This window comes from Noviherbaspirillum galbum (genome assembly GCF_010974945.1).
Lineage (GTDB): Bacteria > Pseudomonadota > Gammaproteobacteria > Burkholderiales > Burkholderiaceae_D > Noviherbaspirillum > Noviherbaspirillum galbum.
The window spans coordinates 72,090-88,212 of record NZ_JAAIVB010000079.1 but is presented as its reverse complement, the minus strand read 5'-3'; the positions used below and the strand labels follow the sequence as shown (position 1 = coordinate 88,212).

The 16,123-nt window shown below is 63.5% G+C and carries 21 protein-coding genes; 8 read left to right on the top strand and 13 right to left on the bottom strand.

Going from position 1 to position 16,123, the window contains the following annotated elements; translation table 11 throughout:
* The first annotated feature begins 38 nt into the window (after positions 1–38).
* From ftsY to rpoH, 4 genes are all read left to right on the top strand, one after another.
* Positions 39–1,304, top strand: coding sequence for a signal recognition particle-docking protein FtsY (ftsY, locus tag G3574_RS24865; RefSeq protein ID WP_407941704.1), 1,266 nt, complete (start codon positions 39–41; stop codon positions 1,302–1,304).
* Positions 1,301–1,984, top strand: a complete 684-nt coding sequence (locus G3574_RS24860) for a cell division ATP-binding protein FtsE (RefSeq protein WP_163968255.1) — start codon at positions 1,301–1,303, stop codon at positions 1,982–1,984. Before ftsY ends, G3574_RS24860 begins: the two co-directional genes overlap by 4 nt.
* The gene (gene ftsX / locus G3574_RS24855; protein ID WP_163968254.1) at positions 1,981–2,907 is read left to right on the top strand and encodes a permease-like cell division protein FtsX; all 927 of its coding nucleotides are present in this window, start codon (positions 1,981–1,983) and stop codon (positions 2,905–2,907) included. The genes G3574_RS24860 and ftsX overlap by 4 nt, the downstream gene beginning before the upstream one ends.
* Positions 2,908–3,138: 231 nt before the next feature.
* Positions 3,139–4,035, top strand: a complete 897-nt coding sequence (gene rpoH, locus G3574_RS24850; RefSeq protein WP_163968253.1) for an RNA polymerase sigma factor RpoH — start codon at positions 3,139–3,141, stop codon at positions 4,033–4,035.
* A gap of 94 nt (positions 4,036–4,129) precedes the next feature.
* Here the strand turns inward: rpoH and G3574_RS24845 are convergent, their stop codons facing one another.
* The 5 genes from G3574_RS24845 to G3574_RS24825 are packed head-to-tail and all read right to left on the bottom strand — an operon-like array spanning position 4,130 to position 8,070.
* A complete protein-coding gene (locus G3574_RS24845) occupies positions 4,130–4,750 on the bottom strand; it encodes an SCO family protein (protein WP_163968252.1) in 621 nt (206 codons plus the stop codon).
* A complete protein-coding gene (gene cyoE / locus G3574_RS24840; RefSeq protein WP_163968251.1) occupies positions 4,747–5,634 on the bottom strand; it encodes a heme o synthase in 888 nt (295 codons plus the stop codon). Before cyoE ends, G3574_RS24845 begins: the two co-directional genes overlap by 4 nt.
* 7 nt (positions 5,635–5,641) lie before the next feature.
* Positions 5,642–6,766, bottom strand: a complete 1,125-nt coding sequence (locus tag G3574_RS24835; RefSeq protein WP_163968250.1) for a COX15/CtaA family protein — start codon at positions 6,764–6,766, stop codon at positions 5,642–5,644.
* Positions 6,767–6,776: 10 nt separating this feature from the next.
* On the bottom strand, positions 6,777–7,370 hold the full coding sequence (locus tag G3574_RS24830; RefSeq protein ID WP_163968249.1) for an SCO family protein: 594 nt from the start codon (positions 7,368–7,370) through the stop codon (positions 6,777–6,779).
* On the bottom strand, positions 7,351–8,070 hold the full coding sequence (locus G3574_RS24825) for an SURF1 family protein (RefSeq protein WP_163968248.1): 720 nt from the start codon (positions 8,068–8,070) through the stop codon (positions 7,351–7,353). The genes G3574_RS24830 and G3574_RS24825 overlap by 20 nt, the downstream gene beginning before the upstream one ends.
* 59 nt (positions 8,071–8,129) lie before the next feature.
* Here G3574_RS24825 and G3574_RS24820 point away from each other — a divergent pair, with 59 nt between their 5' ends.
* Complete coding sequence (locus G3574_RS24820) at positions 8,130–8,330, top strand: twin transmembrane helix small protein (protein ID WP_163968247.1); 201 nt, start codon at positions 8,130–8,132, stop codon at positions 8,328–8,330.
* Positions 8,331–8,448: 118 nt separating this feature from the next.
* Here G3574_RS24820 and G3574_RS24815 read toward each other — a convergent pair whose 3' ends face one another.
* The 7 genes from G3574_RS24815 to G3574_RS24790 are packed head-to-tail and all read right to left on the bottom strand — an operon-like array spanning position 8,449 to position 13,530.
* Positions 8,449–9,306: a cytochrome c oxidase subunit 3 gene (locus G3574_RS24815; protein WP_163968246.1), complete on the bottom strand. Its 858-nt coding sequence runs from the start codon at positions 9,304–9,306 to the stop codon at positions 8,449–8,451.
* A 29-nt stretch (positions 9,307–9,335) separates the two neighbouring features.
* On the bottom strand, positions 9,336–9,551 hold the full coding sequence (locus G3574_RS24810; RefSeq protein ID WP_163968245.1) for a DUF2970 domain-containing protein: 216 nt from the start codon (positions 9,549–9,551) through the stop codon (positions 9,336–9,338).
* A gap of 3 nt (positions 9,552–9,554) precedes the next feature.
* Positions 9,555–10,121, bottom strand: a complete 567-nt coding sequence (locus tag G3574_RS24805) for a cytochrome c oxidase assembly protein (protein WP_235953613.1) — start codon at positions 10,119–10,121, stop codon at positions 9,555–9,557.
* 1 nt (position 10,122) lies between these two features.
* Positions 10,123–10,230 (bottom strand): cytochrome oxidase small assembly protein, encoded by a 108-nt coding sequence (locus G3574_RS28560; RefSeq protein ID WP_235953612.1) that lies wholly within the window; start codon positions 10,228–10,230, stop codon positions 10,123–10,125.
* Between the two features lie 53 nt (positions 10,231–10,283).
* Positions 10,284–11,879, bottom strand: a complete 1,596-nt coding sequence (gene ctaD / locus G3574_RS24800) for a cytochrome c oxidase subunit I (protein ID WP_163968244.1) — start codon at positions 11,877–11,879, stop codon at positions 10,284–10,286.
* Between the two features lie 19 nt (positions 11,880–11,898).
* A complete protein-coding gene (gene coxB / locus G3574_RS24795; protein ID WP_163968243.1) occupies positions 11,899–13,071 on the bottom strand; it encodes a cytochrome c oxidase subunit II in 1,173 nt (390 codons plus the stop codon).
* 15 nt (positions 13,072–13,086) lie between these two features.
* Entirely contained in the window at positions 13,087–13,530 is a 444-nt protein-coding gene (locus tag G3574_RS24790) for a DUF2244 domain-containing protein (protein WP_235953611.1), read from the bottom strand.
* On the opposite strand from G3574_RS24790, the gene G3574_RS28555 reads away from it, so the two are divergent.
* The gene (locus G3574_RS28555) at positions 13,466–13,612 is read left to right on the top strand and encodes a hypothetical protein (protein ID WP_235953623.1); all 147 of its coding nucleotides are present in this window, start codon (positions 13,466–13,468) and stop codon (positions 13,610–13,612) included. The two genes, G3574_RS24790 and G3574_RS28555, sit on opposite strands and share 65 nt — an antisense overlap.
* Before the next feature lie 174 nt (positions 13,613–13,786).
* Here G3574_RS28555 and G3574_RS24785 read toward each other — a convergent pair whose 3' ends face one another.
* Positions 13,787–14,731, bottom strand: coding sequence for a methyltransferase domain-containing protein (locus G3574_RS24785; protein WP_163968241.1), 945 nt, complete (start codon positions 14,729–14,731; stop codon positions 13,787–13,789).
* 74 nt (positions 14,732–14,805) lie between these two features.
* On the opposite strand from G3574_RS24785, the gene G3574_RS24780 reads away from it, so the two are divergent.
* A complete protein-coding gene (locus G3574_RS24780) occupies positions 14,806–15,561 on the top strand; it encodes a ComF family protein (RefSeq protein ID WP_163968240.1) in 756 nt (251 codons plus the stop codon).
* Between the two features lie 66 nt (positions 15,562–15,627).
* Positions 15,628–16,098, top strand: a complete 471-nt coding sequence (trmL, locus tag G3574_RS24775) for a tRNA (uridine(34)/cytosine(34)/5-carboxymethylaminomethyluridine(34)-2'-O)-methyltransferase TrmL (protein ID WP_163968239.1) — start codon at positions 15,628–15,630, stop codon at positions 16,096–16,098.
* The last annotated feature ends 25 nt before the right edge of the window (positions 16,099–16,123 follow it).

Sequence of the window (16,123 nt, the reverse complement as noted above, 5' to 3'; positions counted from 1 at the left end):
CTGTCTCCACACCGGCTCCCACGCCCGTCGCCGCATCGATTGCCACGCCGGCTCCCACCACCGCGCCCGCCCCGGCGCCGTGGTGGAAGTTTGGCGCCAAGTCCGCGCAGACGCCCGCGCCGACCCCGGCGCCGACCGAACCGCCCGCCACCATCCCGCCGGCTCCCGCACCGCTGCCGACCCAGGCGCCCGTCGCGCTGCAGCCGACGGCTGCACCGACGCTGCCGCCAACGCCGGCCCCTACGCCTGTGCCGACCGCAGCGCCGACGGTGGCTCCGACACCGGCCCCAACGCCAGCCCCCTCGCCCGTCCCCGCGCCTGCGGTCCTCCAGCCCCTGGAACAAGAGGAAGACGAGGACGAGCCGGCCGGGGAAATCGTGCCGGCAGCGCCGCCCGCCCCGGAAGAGAAGCGTTCCTGGCTGCAGAAGCTGAAGGCCGGGCTGTCCAAGACTTCCACCAATCTCACCACGCTGTTCGTCGGCGCCAAGATCGACGACGACCTGTATGAAGAGCTGGAGACCGCCCTGCTGGTGTCCGATGCCGGCGTGGAAGCGACGCAATGGCTGCTCGACGCCTTGAAGAAGAAGGTCAAGGCGGAGAAGCTCACCGAGGCGGCGCAGGTCAAGACAGCGCTGCGCGCGCTGCTCATCGAGATGCTCGCGCCGCTGCAGAAGCCCATGGTCCTGGGCCGCCACCAGCCGACGGTCATGATGATCGCCGGCGTCAACGGCGCCGGCAAGACGACCACCATCGGCAAGCTGGCCAAGCACCTGCAGATGCACGAGCAATCGGTGCTGCTGGCGGCGGGGGACACCTTCCGCGCGGCCGCGCGCGAGCAGCTTGCGATCTGGGGCGAACGCAACAACGTGACCGTGATCTCCCAGGAGTCGGGCGACCCGGCCGCGGTCGCTTTCGACGCGGTGCAGTCCGCCCGGGCGCGCGGCATCAACGTGGTCATGGTGGACACCGCGGGCCGCCTTCCCACCCAGCTGCACCTGATGGAGGAGCTGAAGAAGATCAGGCGCGTCATCAGCAAGGGCATGTCCTCCGCGCCGCACGAAGTGCTGCTGGTCATCGACGGCAACACCGGCCAGAATGCGCTGGCGCAGGTCAAGGCTTTCGACGATGCCTTGCAGCTGACCGGACTGGTCGTGACCAAGCTCGACGGCACGGCCAAGGGCGGCGTGCTGGCGGCGATCGCCAAGACGCGGCCGGTGCCGGTGTATTTCATCGGCGTGGGCGAGAAGATCGAAGACCTGCAGCCGTTCAATGCAGAAGAATTCGTTGACGCCCTGCTCTCATGATCGAATTCGCGGGGGTTTGCAAGCAATACAGCCGCCATGCCGCGGCGCTGTCGGATATTTCCCTGAGCATCGCCAAGGGGGAGCTGGCATTCCTTTCCGGCCCCTCGGGCGCCGGGAAGTCGACCCTGTTGAAGATGATCGCGGCCATCGAGCGGCCGAGCAGCGGCGCGATCCGGGTCAACGGCCAGGACATCAGCCGGCTGAACCGGCCGGGCATTCCCTATCTTCGCCGCAATCTTGGGCTGGTGCTGCAGGACGTTTCGCTCTTGACCGACCGCGACGTGCTGGCGAACGTGATGCTGCCATTGCTGGTCACCGGCACCCCGTCCGCGGAAGCCCGGGCCCGGGCCGAGGCCGCGCTCGACAAGGTGGGCCTGCACGGCAAGGCCGGGGAAGAACCGCTCGCCTTGTCCGGCGGGGAGCAGCAGCGGGTGGCCATTGCGCGCGCCATCGTCAATCGTCCGCAGATCATCCTGGCGGACGAACCGACCGCGAATCTCGACCGGACAAGCGCGGCGCGGGTGATGGACGCGCTGCTTGCGTTTCACCAGGCCGGCGTGACCTGCCTGATCGCCACGCATGACGAGGACATCCTGCGCGGCGCCGGCCGGGTGATCCGCCTTGAACAGGGCCGCCTGGTTTCCGGCGCGCAAGCGATGCCGCGGGCGGGGTCGGCATGAGGACCTGGCTGCAGCAGCATGGACGCGCGCTGGGCGACGCCTTGCGTCATCTCGGGCGCGCGCCCGGCGGGTTTTTCTTGAACGTGCTGGTGGTGGCGATCGCGCTGGCCCTGCCCTTCGGCGGTCTGACCATCCTCGAAAACGTGCGTCCGATCTCCGAGCAGCTGGCGGTGGAACCGGAAATCAGCATCTTCCTCACCGCCGATACGCCGCGCGACCGCGCCCAGGCCCTGGCGGGCCAGATCCGCCGACTGGTGCAGGAACAGCGAACGACCGGTAAGCTCGAATTCATCCCGCGCGAAAAGGCGCTGAGCTTGCTGAAGGACAAGACCGGCATGTCGGACGCCATCACCGCGCTCGGCGAAAATCCCTTGCCGGATGCCTACGTCCTCAGGCTCGCCGGCTTCAAGGATGCGGGCGACGCCGGCCGCGTCGATCAGCTTGCAGTGCAACTCAAGGCGCTGCCGGGAGTCGAATACGTTCAGGTCGATTCGGCCTGGGTCAAGCGGCTGGCGGCACTGATGGATCTGCTGCGGCTGGCCCTGCTCTTCCTCGCGGCGACGCTGAGCGTGGTAGTGATCGCGGTGGTCTTCAACACCATCCGCCTGCAGGTGCTGACCCAGCGCGAGGAAATCGTGGTGTGCCGGCTGTTCGGCGCGACGGATGCCTACATTTGCCGCCCCTTCTTCTACTCCGGCGCCCTGCTGGGCATCGCGGCCGGCGCGGCTGCCCTGCTGTTCGTCTGGGCCGCGCTGCGGCCGATGAATGGTGCGATCGCCGAATTCGCCCGGCTTTACGCCTCGGAATTCCGTCTGGTGCCGTTGGACTGGCAGCTGATTGCCTTCCTGCTGGCGCTCAGCGGCGTCCTTGGCTTGCTGGGGGCCTGGCTGTGCGTCAGGCAGCATTTGTCGCGGCTGTCTTGAAAAGCCGGAAACCGGACAAATATTGCGATGGCGCACATAGTGCGGGATGGCGCTGCCTTAGAGTAATCAGGCATTGAAGGTAACAAATACTTGTATCGCGTCGATAGTATTTTTCCTATCCTGCTGGTTAATATGATCGATTAGCACTCGTCGCATGAGAGTGCTAATATTAGGGTCAATCATTGGCGCGAGGTTTCCCCCGTGCCAAATTCCGGGATACAAGGAGAACGAATGACTACATCTGCACAGTCTGCATTGGTTCCTGTTGGTAACAAGGCCCTCTCGTTTGGTTTTTCCGGCAGCCTGGGCAATCTGGAAGCCTACATCTCGGCGGTCAATCGCATCCCCATGCTGACCCAAGAGGAAGAGTCTAGGCTGGCGCGGGATTTCCGCCAAAAGAATGACCTGGGTTCGGCCCAGAAACTGGTGCTGTCACATCTTCGCCTCGTGGTGTCGATCGCGCGCGGCTACCTCGGCTACGGCTTGCCGCATGCCGACCTGATCCAGGAAGGCAACATCGGCCTCATGAAGGCGGTGAAGCGTTTCGATCCCGAGCAGAACGTCCGGCTCGTGTCGTACGCCATGCACTGGATCAAGGCCGAGATCCACGAATACATCCTGAAGAACTGGCGCCTGGTGAAGGTTGCAACCACCAAAGCGCAGCGCAAGCTGTTCTTCAACCTGCGCAGCCACAAGGAAAGCCTCGATGCGATGACGCCGGCGCAAGTCGACGACCTGGCAAAGACGCTGAACGTGAAGCGCGAGGACGTGATTGAAATGGAAACCCGCATGTCGGGCCACGACATCGCGCTGGATGCGCCGAGCGACGACGAAGACGACAAGTTCGCGCCCATCGCCTATCTGTCGTCGGAGGCCAGCGAACCCAGCCATACGCTGGAGGCGCGCCAGTATGACCGGCTGCAGTCGGAAGGGCTGGAAGCGGCGCTGGAGAAGCTCGATCCCCGCTCCCGCCGCATCGTTGAGGCCCGCTGGCTGGCGAACGACGATGGTTCGGGCGCGACGCTGCATGAACTGGCCGACGAATTCGGCGTGTCGGCGGAGCGCATCCGCCAGATCGAAAGCGCGGCGCTGAAGAAAATGAAGGGGACGCTGGCCGCCTACGCTTGAGGCGCGTGGCCAGGGTTGCAATCGCAAGAAAAAAAAGGCACTCCGCGGAGTGCCTTTTTTATTGTCCCGTGGCCCCTCGTTCGAGGGTAGCGCTTCAGGAGAGCAACAGCTTCAGGTCGTGGACGATGGGCTCCGGTCCCTGGCCGTGGCGGATGAACAGGCGGATGCGTCCCTGCGGATCGAACACGTAGCTGCCCGCGGTGTGATCCATGGTGTAGCTGCCCGGCTGCTTGCCCGGCACCTTCTGGTAGAACACCTTGAATTCCTTCGCCATCTTTTCCGTCTGTTCCTTGTCGCCCCGCAGGCCGATGAATCGCTGGTCGAAGGAGGGAACGTACTTCGCCAGGAGTTCGGGCGTGTCGCGATCGGAATCGACGGTGACGAACAGGACCTGCACCTTGTCCGCGAGCGGGCCGAGCTGCTGCATCACATTCGCCATTTCCGCCATGGTGGTCGGGCAGACATCGGGGCACTGGGTATAGCCGAAGAAGATGACCACCGCCTTGCCCTTGAAATCGGCGAGGGTGCGCATCTTGCCGTTGAAGTCCGGCATGGCGAAATCCTTGCCGTAATCCAGGCCGGTCACGTCGGTATTGCGGAACGCAGACTGGGTGGGCGAGAGCAGCATCTGTCCGCCTTCCTCTTTCTTGCCGCAGCCGGCGACCAGTGCCGCGGCCGCAACGATGAGCAGGCAGGTGCGTAGAAAAGCGTTCATCCGATCCTGACGTAGTGATCGATCAGCAGTGCCGCGAACAGCAGGGAAAGATAGATGATCGAATAGGCGAAGGTCTTGCGCGCGAGCAGGTCGGAATAGTGTTTCCAGATGCGCCAGGCGTAGCCAAGAAATATCGCGCCGAGCACGGCGGCGCTGGCCAGGTAGATCAGGCCGCTCATCTTGACAGCGAAGGGAAGCATCGTGGTCGCCACGAGCGCGATGGTGTAAAGCCAGATGTGGAATTGCGTGAATTTCAGGCCATGGGTCACAGGCAGCATGGGCAGGCCCGATTTGGCGTAGTCGTCGCGGCGGTACAGGGCCAGCGCCCAGAAATGCGGCGGCGTCCAGATAAAGATGATGAGGACCAGGATCCATGCCTGCATCGGCACGTCGTTTGCGACCGCGGCCCAGCCGAGCGCCGGGGGCATCGCGCCGGAAAGCCCGCCGATCACGATGTTTTGCGGCGTGGCGGGCTTGAGGATCATGGTGTAGATCACGGCATACCCGACGAAGGTGGCGAAGGTGAGCCACATCGTGAGCGGGTTGACGAAGTTGAAGAGTATCCACATGCCCGCGCCGCCGATCACGCCGGAAAACACCAGCGTCTGCGCGACGGTGATCTCGCCGCGCGCCATCGGCCGGCGCGCGGTGCGCGCCATGCGGGAGTCGATCTCGCGCTCGACAAGGCAATTGACCGCGAAGGCGGCGCCGGCAAGCAGCCAGATGCCGACCGTGGCAGCGACCAGGACGCGCCAGTCGGGCAGGTCCGGCGTGGCGAGGAACATGCCGATGACGGCGCAGAACACGGCAAGCTGCGTGACGCGCGGCTTGGTGAGCGCCCAGTACTGGGCGAAACGGTTGGGATGAGCAGTCAGGGTAGTCACTGGGATCTCAAGCGGCCGGTTGCCCGACCCGATGCGTTGCTGACGCGGTTTGCGATGCGGCCTGCGCCGGAATGCCAGCCTTGAAGTTTAACATGACGAGCAGCAGCAGAAGCAGCGCCGCGCCGCCGTTGTGCATGACGGCCAGCGCCAGCGGCCATTCGAGGAACACCGTGGAAATTCCGGTGAGTAATTGCAAGGCAAGCGCGGCAAGCAGCCACCTGCCCGTCCGTTGCAAGCCGGGAACGCGCAGCGCCTTGTGCGCCGTCCAGCCGACTGCCAGCAGCACGACGCCGGCGAAGCAGCGATGCGTCCAGTGGATGGCGGTCAGCGCCGGGAAAGGCAGGTATTCGCCACCGGCCGTCTTGCCGAGCTGGCGCCAGAGGCTGAAGCCGTTGGCGAAATCCATGTCCGGCATGGCGCTGCCATGGCAAAGCGGAAAGTCCATGCAAGCCAGCGCCGCATAGTTGGTGCTTACCCAGCCGCCAAGGGCAAGCTGCGTCGCCAGCACCGCCAGGCAGATCGCCGCGGGAAGGCGCAGCGACGTCGCCGCGGCCGAGACGGGGGGATGGATGCTTTGCCTTGCCGCTTGCCAGGTCAGCAGGCCGAGCAGTCCCATGCCCAGCAGGAGGTGGATGGTCACGATCACCGGCTGCAGCTTCAGGGTGACGGTCCACGCGCCGAAGGCGCCCTGGAGGCAGACGAAGGCGAGCAGCAAGGCGGGCAGGCGCGGCGAGAACCGCTGGTCCTGGCGTCGCGACTTGAGCCAGCCGCGCACCGCGATGATGATCATTGAAATAATCAGCACGCCGACGGCCATGGCGAAATAACGGTGGACCATTTCGATCCAGGCCTTGGCCACGGACACCGGGCCGCCGGGCATGGCGGCCTGCGCCGCGCTGATGTGCTCGTGCGCCTGCAGCGGATTGGCATGCCCGTAGCAGCCGGGCCAGTCGGGGCAGCCGAGGCCGGAGTCGGTCAGGCGCGTGAAGGCGCCGAACATGATGAGGTCGAAGGTCAGGAATACCGTCACCCAGGCGAGCTTGCGGTACTTGTCGGGATCCTTCGACCCCCACACCACGGACAGCGGCAGCAAGGCGACGATCAATCCGGTGAGGGCCAGCTGGGTCAGCATCGCGTCCTCCTCATCCTATGCGCGAAGCCTTGAGCAGCTTGGCCAGGTCGCGCTTGATCTTGTTCGGGTCGGCATCCTTCGGGAAGCGCATCATCAGGTTGCCGAGCGGGTCGATCAGGTACCAGTGGTCGGCGGGAATGGTGCCGTTGTCGGCGGGAAGCCAGGCGTTCACCGCGGACGGATCGGCGCGCAGCATGTGCGTGCCGTCGTACTCGCGCATCAGCGTGGTGTCGAGCGGCGACTTGTCGGTCACCAGCCACACGCGCTCGAGGCGGTCCATGTCCTTGCCTTGCGCGAGCCGGAGCTGGCGCATGTCGTGCAGGATCTTGCGGCAAGGCTCGCCGCATTCCGCGTCATGCGGAAACAGCATGATCCACTTGCCCTTGTAGGTGTCGAGCGGTTCCGGCTTGCCATCCAGACTGGCCGAGCCAAGGCTGGACGGAATCGGGTAGCCGCGCGGATCGATCAGGGTGCCGTAGTTGGTCCGGCTCTGCGGCTTGACGACGAAGTAGGTGAAATAGGAGGCGATCAGCGGCGAGGCGCAGATGGCGAATACGACAAGCAGCTTCCACTTGCCGAAGGTCTTACGCTGAACTTCTTCCACGACGGAATCCTGTTACCAAATAAAAAACGAAAGCGGTTGCGGCGAGCGCATACCACTGGAAGGCATAGCCGCGGTGCTTGTCGACGCCGAGTGAGGGCCGAGGCCAGTCGCGGACCAGCCCATCGGGCGCGTCGCTGGTCTGTTCGAGCACGACGGGCAGCACGTTGAGCTTGCTTGCCTGGGCAAACCCTTGCGGGTCGAGATTCTGCACGATGCCGCCGGGCTTGGGAAGCTCGGGCTTGCCCAGTTCCATGACATGGCCGGCGCTGCGCCTGATCAGGCCTTGCAGGCTGATGTCGCCGGGCGGCAGCGGAATCGCGGGCAGGCGGGTTCGCTCCATCGGGTCGCGGCGCACCCAGCCGCGCGCCACCAGCAAGATGCGGTCCGACCCCGCGATTTGAAAGGGGGTCAGCACGTAAAATCCGGCCATGCCCTCGTGCGGGCGGTTGTCGAGATAGACCGTCCAATCGGGCAGGAAGCGGCCGCGCACCGTCGCGCGGCGGTATTCGCCCGACTCCGCATCCGGGGTGGCGTTGTTGAGATCCACGGCGGGCGCGGCGGTTCGTTCCTGGAGGCGCCTTTCGATGGCTTCCTTTTCATGGGCGCGCCGGGTCTGCCATTGCCCCAGGGACACGCCGAGGGCGACCGCGAGGATGGCTGCGACGAAGGGCAGCGGACGAAAGCGAAACGTGAAAGCCATTACAATGTCACCATTCCTGTTGCAGGCTGGCCTGCATTCCTGCCTTGCGGTTCATCACCATGAAAATCCTCGTCGCCATTGCCTTTGTCCTGATTCTCGCCAGCCTCGGCTCGGCGCTGCTCTTCCTCATGAAGGACAAGGGCAAGAGCAACCGCACGGTGACCGCGCTTGCATTCCGCGTCGGGTTTTCGATTGCCCTCTTCCTTTTCATCCTGTTCGCTAACCACATGGGCTGGATCCAGCCGACGGGCATCCGCTAGGCGACCCGATCCATCGCGCGGGTGGCGATCCGGTTCAGCGCCCCGCCCGCCAGTCCGCATGGTTCATCAGTAAAAAAGCCGCACCGAGGTGCGGCTTTTTGCATGGCAATGCCGGCGGTCAGAGCCAGTACACCACGACGTAGAGGCCAAGCCAGACCACGTCGACGAAGTGCCAGTACCAAGCCGCGCCTTCGAAGCCGAAATGGTGGTCGGGCGTGAAGTGACCGCGCATGACGCGCACCAGAACCACGGCCAGCATGATGGCGCCCAGCGTCACGTGGAAGCCGTGGAATCCGGTCAGCATGAAGAAGGTCGAACCGTAGATGCCAGACGTGAGCTTGAGGTTCAGCTCATGGTAGGCGTGGGCGTATTCGTAGGCCTGGAAGCCCATGAAGACGGCGCCAAGCAGGATGGTCGCGGCCAGCCAGAAGGCGGTCTTGCCACGGTGTCCGGCGCGCAGGGCATGGTGGGCGATGGTCAGGGTCACGCCAGAGGTCAGCAGCAGCGCGGTGTTGATCGTGGGGATGGGGAACGGTCCCATCTTGGCGAAGTTCTCGATCGTGCCGCCGGGCGTGTTGCCCCACTGCGGCGCGAAGTCGGGCCACAGGATCTTGTGGTCGATGTCGCCGAGCCAGGGCATGGTGATCGTGCGCGCATAGAAGAGCGCGCCGAAGAAGCCGGCGAAGAACATGACTTCGGAGAAGATGAACCAGCTCATGCTCCAGCGATAGGAAGTGTCGATGCGGTTGTTGTAAAGACCGCCTTCCGATTCCTTGATGGCGTCGCCGAACCAGAAATACAGCACCACCAGTGTCGCGAGAATGCCCAGGATGTTCGCCACCGGACCCCAGCTCACGCCGTTAACCCAGGCGGATGCACCCGCCATGGTCAGCAGCAGCGAGGAGCCCGCCAGCACTGGCCACCTGGACGGGCCAGGCACGAAGTAGTAGGGTGCGCCCCCTTTGCTAGAACTCATCTCCATCTCCCAAATACACAAAAATTGAATTACTTTCCAACGACACTCTTCACGATGAGCAAGAGTACCGCGATAAATATTGCCGCCCCGATCAACCCCGCGATGATCACATGCACCGGGTTGAGCTGCTGCGCATCCTTTTCATAGTCGCTCTTCTTGCGTACGCCGAAGAACGACCACAACACCGCCTTGACGGTGGCGCCGAAACTTGCCTTGCGCCGGCTGGCTTCTTTCAGTTCATCCACGCTTCAACTCGCCTTTCCGCCCGATCCGTTGATCTCGAAGAAGGTGTACGACAGCGTGATCGTCTTCACATCCTTGGGCAGCGCGGGGTCGATGTAGAACACGACCTGCATCTGCTTGGCCTCGTTCGGGCCCAGCGTCTGCTGCTTGAAGCAAAAACATTCCAGCTTCTTGAAGTGGGCCGCCGCCTGCTGGGGCGCATAGCTCGGAATGGCTTGCGCGTCGATGCTGCGGGACTGCGTGTTCACCACTTCGTACACCACCTCCGCCATCTGTCCGGGGTGCACTTCCATGCTGCCCTTGGTCGGGCGGAAGCGCCAGGGTCCCTGGGCGTTGGCGTCGAATTCGACCGTGATGGTCCGGGAAGTATCGACCTGCGTATTGCCAGTCTCCTTCACCGTCTCATCTTTCTGCGTCAGCACATTGATTCCCGTGATCTCGCAGATTTTCTTGTACATCGGCACCAGCGCGTAGCCGAAGCCGAACATCAGCACCGCAACGACAACCAGCTTGCCAAGCACTTGCTTGTTCAGGTGGCGTGTTTCGCTGCCCTTGTCCATGGCGTCACTCATGTCAGCTCAAGAAAGCGCGCTTGATGAAGATGCCAATGAAGAACATCAGGGCGACGGACAGCAGAATGAGCGCTGTCCGCAAATTGTTAGGCTTCTTGGGTTCTGACATACGGAGTCGGGTTGGGCGGGATTTGCACCCGCCCGTCCTTTGCCTTTGCTGGATTACTTGACGACCGGCGGTACTTCGAAGGTGTGGAAGGGAGCCGGGCTCGGCACCGTCCACTCCAGGCCTTCAGCGCCTTCCCACGGCTTGTCCGCTGCCTTCTGGCCGCCGCGGATGGAGGGGAGGACGACGAAGAACAGGAAGTACACCTGCATCAGGCCGAAGCCGAACGCGCCGATGGAAGCGACCATGTTGAAGTCGGTGAACTGCGCCGGGTAGTCGGCATAGCGGCGGGGCATGCCTGCCAGACCCAGGAAGTGCATCGGGAAGAAGGTCACGTTGAAGGTGACGAGCGAACCCCAGAAGTGGAACTTGCCGCGGCCTTCGTTGTACATGAAGCCGGTCCACTTCGGACCCCAGTAGTAGAAGCCGGCGAACAGGGCGAACAGCGAGCCGGCGACAAGCACGTAGTGGAAGTGCGCCACGACGTAGTAGGTATCCTGCATCTGGATGTCGATCGGCGTGACAGCGAGGATCAGGCCGGTGAAGCCGCCGATGGTGAACACGAAGATGAAGCCGACGGCGAACAGCATCGGGGTTTCGAAGGTCATCGAGCCCTTCCACATGGTGGCGATCCAGTTGAACACCTTCACGCCCGTCGGCACCGCGATCAGCATGGTGGCGTACATGAAGAACAGCTGGCTGGTGACCGGCATGCCCGTGGTGAACATGTGGTGCGCCCAGACGATGAACGACAGGATGGCGATCGACGCGGTTGCGTACACCATGGAAGCGTAGCCGAACAGCGGCTTGCGGGCGAAGGCCGGGATGATCTGCGAGACGATGCCGAAGGCCGGCAGAATCATGATGTAGACCTCGGGGTGGCCGAAGAACCAGAAGATGTGCTGGTACATCACCGGGTCACCGCCGCCTGCGGCGTTGAAGAAGGAGGTACCGAAATGGCGGTCGGTCAGCGTCATGGTGATCGCGCCTGCGAGCACCGGCATCACGGCGATCAGCAGGTAGGCGGTGATCAGCCAGGTCCAGCAGAACATCGGCATCTTCATCAGCGTCATGCCGGGGGCGCGCATGTTGAGGATGGTGGTGATGATGTTGATGGAACCCATGATCGACGACGCGCCCATGATGTGCATCGCGAAGATGCCCATGTCCATGCCGATGCCCATTTGCGTGGAGAGCGGTGCGTACAGCGTCCAGCCGGCAGCGGTGGCGCCGCCAGGAACGAAGAACGAACCCACCAGCAGGATGGCGGCGGGAGGCAGCAGCCAGAACGAGAAGTTGTTCATCCGGGCGAATGCCATGTCGGATGCGCCGATCTGCAGGGGGATCATCCAGTTGGCGAAGCCCACGAAGGCCGGCATGATGGCGCCGAACACCATGATGAGGCCGTGCATGGTGGTGAGCTGGTTGAAGACTTCAGGCTGCACCAGTTGCAGGCCGGGCTGGAACAGCTCGGCGCGGATCAGCAGGGCCAGCACGCCGCCGGACAGCAGCATGATGAAGGAAAACCAAAGGTACAGCGTACCGATGTCTTTGTGGTTGGTGGCAAACAACCAGCGCTGCCAGCCATGCGGATGGTCGTGCGCGTGGTCGTGAGAGTGATCGTGTGCGTGATCAACGACGGTGGTGCTCATCTCATTCTCCTAGATTCGATTACTTGCGCGCAGCCAGCACTTCAGCCGGTTGGACAATGTTTTCCTGAGCCTTGTTGGACCAGTTATTGCGAGTGTAGGTGATAACAGCTGCAATATCGGTATCGGACAGCGTGTTTTTCCAGGACGGCATGGCGTTCTTGCCGTTCAGCAGGATATTGATCTGGCCGGCCTTGGGGCCATTGACGACGGCGGAACCATCGAGTGCCGGGAAGGCCCCGGGAACACCCTTGCCGGTGGCCTGGTGGCAGGCCACGCAGTTGGCCGCATAGATCTTTTCTCCGCGCTGCTTGAGCTCGTCGACGGTCCAGGTCTTGTTCGGGTCATCGGCCTTGGCGGCCATTTCCTTCTTCTTGCCGTCGACCCACTTCTTGTAGTCTTCGTCGCTGACGACATTGACGACGATGGGCATGAAGGCGTGTTCCTTGCCGCAGAGTTCGACGCACTGGCCGCGGTAGGTGCCGATCTTTTCCGCGCGGAACCAGGTGTCGCGCACGAAGCCGGGGATCGCGTCCTGCTTGACGCCGAAGGCGGGAATCGTCCAGCCGTGGATGACGTCGTTGGCGGTGGTGACGATGCGGACTTTCTTGTTGACGGGAACGACGACCGGGTTGTCCACCTCGATCAGGTAGTTGTCGTTGCGGTTGCCGACCGGCGCGATGCCGGGGGCGCCGACCTGTTCGCGCGGCGTGGCCAGCGCGGACAGGAAGGAAATGCCTTCGCCGTCACCCTTCAGGTAGTCATAGCCCCATTTCCACTGCATGCCGGTGGCCTTGATGGTGATGTCGGCGTTGGAGGTGTCCTTCATGGCAACGACCGTCTTGGTGGCGGGCAGGGCCATGCCGATGACGATCAGGAAGGGCACGATGGTCCAGGCGATTTCGACCGCGGTGCTTTCATGGAAGGTGGCCGGCTTGTGGCCGGCGGACTTGCGGTGCTTGATGATGGAATAGAACATCACGCCGAAGACTGCGACGAAGATCACCAGGCAGATGATCAGCATCAGGTTGTGCAAGGAATTGATTTCCTCCGCGATCCGCGTGACCGGCGGCTGGAAGGTCATCTGGCGCACGGCGGGACCGCCCTGACTGTCGACCACGGCCCATGACGGCATGCCGGCCGCCAGGAGCGACGCAGCGAGCATCAGGGATTGAAGGCGCTTCGCAAGTTTCATATTTTCCTCAAATGCCTAAGATTGGAATTCTGTTTTGTTTCTGAGCGACGCCAGGGCGATTCTCAATTCTTTCGCGAACTCGCGTCGTTTCCATTCCGTCAGGAACCGGCCGAGTTCGATCCGTGTTCCGTTTTCCTCCAGGGCGACCAGTCCGTTGCGTTTCGAAGGCGGCTCGACGCGCGTGCTGCGCGGATCCAGCCTGAATTGCCTGACCTGGTCGACCTGGACCAATTCCACAAAAAGGCAGTCATCGCTCAGGCGGACGGTTTCGCGGTCGGTGACGTGGCGCGCGAAGATGATGAACGACGCGCCGACCGCCGCGAGCTCAATGACCGTGAATCCGATGACATACCAGATGCCATGCAGCAGGAAATAAATCGCCACCAGGAATGACATGCAACTGAGCGCGGAGAACGCCACGGCCAGTTGGCGCGGCGTTATCGAGCAGTTGCGTCGCATGACCCAATCTCGCACATCCATGATTTACCTCAAGGAAATGGAAACTGCGGTGCCGTTTCTGCGCAAAACCACGGAAGTATAAGACTGAACAGGCATTGTTATCAAGCACAACTCCCCTTGAACAGGGGGGTAATCGTCTCTCAATTCACGCGAAATTTCCGTTTCGCCACAAGCTGCAATCAGCGTCCTTTCGCCCTTCGTTTGCATATCTGCATCGTGTTTCCGTGCCGGAAGGCCTGTTATTCCAAGGCGGCGCTCATTTTCGTTTCAGGTCGAGGCGGATGATGCTTTCGCCGGAAGCCGTCGTGCGCGGAACCGGCCGGAAGGCGTGACCGTACACGATCTCGAAAGTGAGAGGAATTTTGCCGTCCGCGTTGCGTTGTTGCTCCAATGCATCAATGACCACTTGCCAGGCCCGTCGGCCGAGTAATCCCTTGCGGCGAGTGCGAAGCGGATTGCCGCCGAACGCGCGCACGTCGTCGAGCAGGCGGCGCGCGGAGTCATAGGTGACCGTGATCTTTTCCATGTCCATGACCGGGGTGGCGAATCCGGCGTTGACCAGCATGTCGCCAAAGTCATGCATGTCCACGAAGGGCAGGACATGGGGCGCGGAGTCGATGCGGGAAAATGCGGCAGCCACTTCCTTGAAGGTATCCGGACCAAAGCAGGAAAACATCAGCAGTCCGTCGACACGCAGCACGCGGCGCCATTCGGCGAAGACGAGATCCGGTTGAGGATGCCAGTGAAGAGCCAGGTTGGACCAGATCAGGTCGATGGAGTTCGGCGCCAGCGGCAGGCTCTCGAAGCCGCCGCTGACCAGCGCGGCGCCGCTGCCGGCGCGTGCGCGTGCGCGCCGCGAGGGAAGCAGCCTCGCGAGCACGCGGTTCATGGAATGCGCCGCGGCAGCCTGCTGGTCGCGCGCCTGCGCGAGCAGGGCATCGGCGGCATCGAGGCCGACCAGTTCGCTCTCAGGATACACCGCATGCAGCTGCGCGAGGTCGGCGCCGTCGCCGCAGCCGGCGTCGAGCACCCGGCCGGGCGCAATCTTGACCAGCGCCAGGCGTTCATGCATGCGCAGCGCGATCTCGCGCCGCAGGAATGCGGACTCCTTGATGCGCGCCGTCCTAGTGAACAGGCGGCGAACCTCGAGGGGGTCGATGGGAGCGCTGGCGCTTCCGGAGGGCGTATCAGGAGCTTGCACGGGATAAACGGCGGGAGAGGATGCGATAATCCACCAGTTTACACGCTTGAACCCGATCGGACACAGACCCGCCCATGCTCAACCGCTTGCGCGAGCCGCTGCTGCGCGGCTTGCATGCCCTGCCCTTGCTACTGCCTTCATCCTGCGCCCTGTGCGGCCGGGCCGGCCGCATGGCGCTCTGCGCCGCCTGCAGCCGGCATCATCTGGCGAACGCCGTTCCGCGCTGCGCATGCTGTGCGCTTCCCTTGTCCGCGCCCTCCTCTGAGTCCGCCTCCGGCCCGGAGCGCTGCGGCGCCTGTCTCGCCAAACCGCCATCCTTCGACGCCACGATCGCCGCCTGCGACTACCTGCCGCCGCTCGACCAGCTCGTGCTCGGACTGAAGTTCGGACACCGCCTTGCGCTGGCGCCGATGATGGCGGCCTCGCTCCGCGACGCGGCGCTTCGCTCCAGCCGCTTGCCGATGCCCGACATGCTGGCCGCCGTGCCGCTGGGCGGGAAGCGGCTTGCCGAACGCGGTTTCAACCAGGCCGTCGAGATCGCCCGGCCGCTGGCGCGCCATCTTGGCGTACCATGCCTGCCGAGGCTGCTCCAGCGGTCGCGCGACACGCAGGCGCAGTCGCTGCTGCCCCATGACGAGCGGCGGCGGAACGTGCGCGATGCCTTCACCCTCTCGACCGGCGCGGCCGACATGATCGCCGGCGCCCACGTCGGCATCGTGGATGACGTCATGACGACCGGAGACACGCTCGACGAGGTGGCGGCGATGCTCAAGCGCTTCGGCGCAAGTCGCGTGACCAATTATGTGTTCGCGCGGACCCTGCCCGGCTGAAGCCGGCCGGCAAGCCGCCGCAAGCGCATACGCCTTTTCCAAATATTCTGTCCAAGGAGCCGCCACGTGTTTCATGTCGTTCTGGTGCAACCGGAAATCCCGCCCAACACCGGCAACATCATCCGCCTGTGCGCCAATACGGGGGCGCAACTGCATCTGATCGAGCCGCTCGGCTTTCCGCTCGACGACGCGAAGATGCGGCGCGCCGGACTCGATTACCATGACTACGCCACGATGAATGTCCATCCCGGCTGGGAAGCCTATCTCCAAGCCGAGTCGCCGGACCCGGCGCGCATGTTCGCGCTAACCACGCATGGGTCGGCGCCGTTTGCCTCGGTGGAATTCCGGCCCGGCGACGTGTTCGTCTTCGGCTCGGAAACGCGCGGCCTGGCGCCCGAGCTGCGGGAATCGTTCCCCGCGCCGCAGCGCATCCGGCTGCCGATGCGTCCAGGCAACCGCAGCCTCAACCTCTCCAACAGCGTCGCCGTGGTGGTGTACGAGGCCTGGCGCCAGCACGGCTACGCCGGCGGCAGCTGAACCGATTGATCAATGAAGGAAGAAA

Coding starts and splice junctions, on each gene's coding strand:
- G3574_RS24860 (WP_163968255.1), top strand. CDS start 1,301: ATGATCGAATTCGCGGGGGTTTGCAAGCAATACAGCCGCCATGCCGCG.
- ftsX (WP_163968254.1), top strand. CDS start 1,981: ATGAGGACCTGGCTGCAGCAGCATGGACGCGCGCTGGGCGACGCCTTG.
- rpoH (WP_163968253.1), top strand. CDS start 3,139: ATGACTACATCTGCACAGTCTGCATTGGTTCCTGTTGGTAACAAGGCC.
- G3574_RS24845 (WP_163968252.1), bottom strand. CDS start 4,750: ATGAACGCTTTTCTACGCACCTGCCTGCTCATCGTTGCGGCCGCGGCA.
- G3574_RS24835 (WP_163968250.1), bottom strand. CDS start 6,766: ATGCTGACCCAGCTGGCCCTCACCGGATTGATCGTCGCCTTGCTGCCG.
- G3574_RS24825 (WP_163968248.1), bottom strand. CDS start 8,070: ATGGCTTTCACGTTTCGCTTTCGTCCGCTGCCCTTCGTCGCAGCCATC.
- G3574_RS24820 (WP_163968247.1), top strand. CDS start 8,130: ATGAAAATCCTCGTCGCCATTGCCTTTGTCCTGATTCTCGCCAGCCTC.
- G3574_RS24815 (WP_163968246.1), bottom strand. CDS start 9,306: ATGAGTTCTAGCAAAGGGGGCGCACCCTACTACTTCGTGCCTGGCCCG.
- G3574_RS24805 (WP_235953613.1), bottom strand. CDS start 10,121: ATGAGTGACGCCATGGACAAGGGCAGCGAAACACGCCACCTGAACAAG.
- G3574_RS28560 (WP_235953612.1), bottom strand. CDS start 10,230: ATGTCAGAACCCAAGAAGCCTAACAATTTGCGGACAGCGCTCATTCTG.
- ctaD (WP_163968244.1), bottom strand. CDS start 11,879: ATGAGCACCACCGTCGTTGATCACGCACACGATCACTCTCACGACCAC.
- coxB (WP_163968243.1), bottom strand. CDS start 13,071: ATGAAACTTGCGAAGCGCCTTCAATCCCTGATGCTCGCTGCGTCGCTC.
- G3574_RS28555 (WP_235953623.1), top strand. CDS start 13,466: ATGCAACTGAGCGCGGAGAACGCCACGGCCAGTTGGCGCGGCGTTATC.
- G3574_RS24790 (WP_235953611.1), bottom strand. CDS start 13,530: ATGCGACGCAACTGCTCGATAACGCCGCGCCAACTGGCCGTGGCGTTC.
- G3574_RS24780 (WP_163968240.1), top strand. CDS start 14,806: ATGCTCAACCGCTTGCGCGAGCCGCTGCTGCGCGGCTTGCATGCCCTG.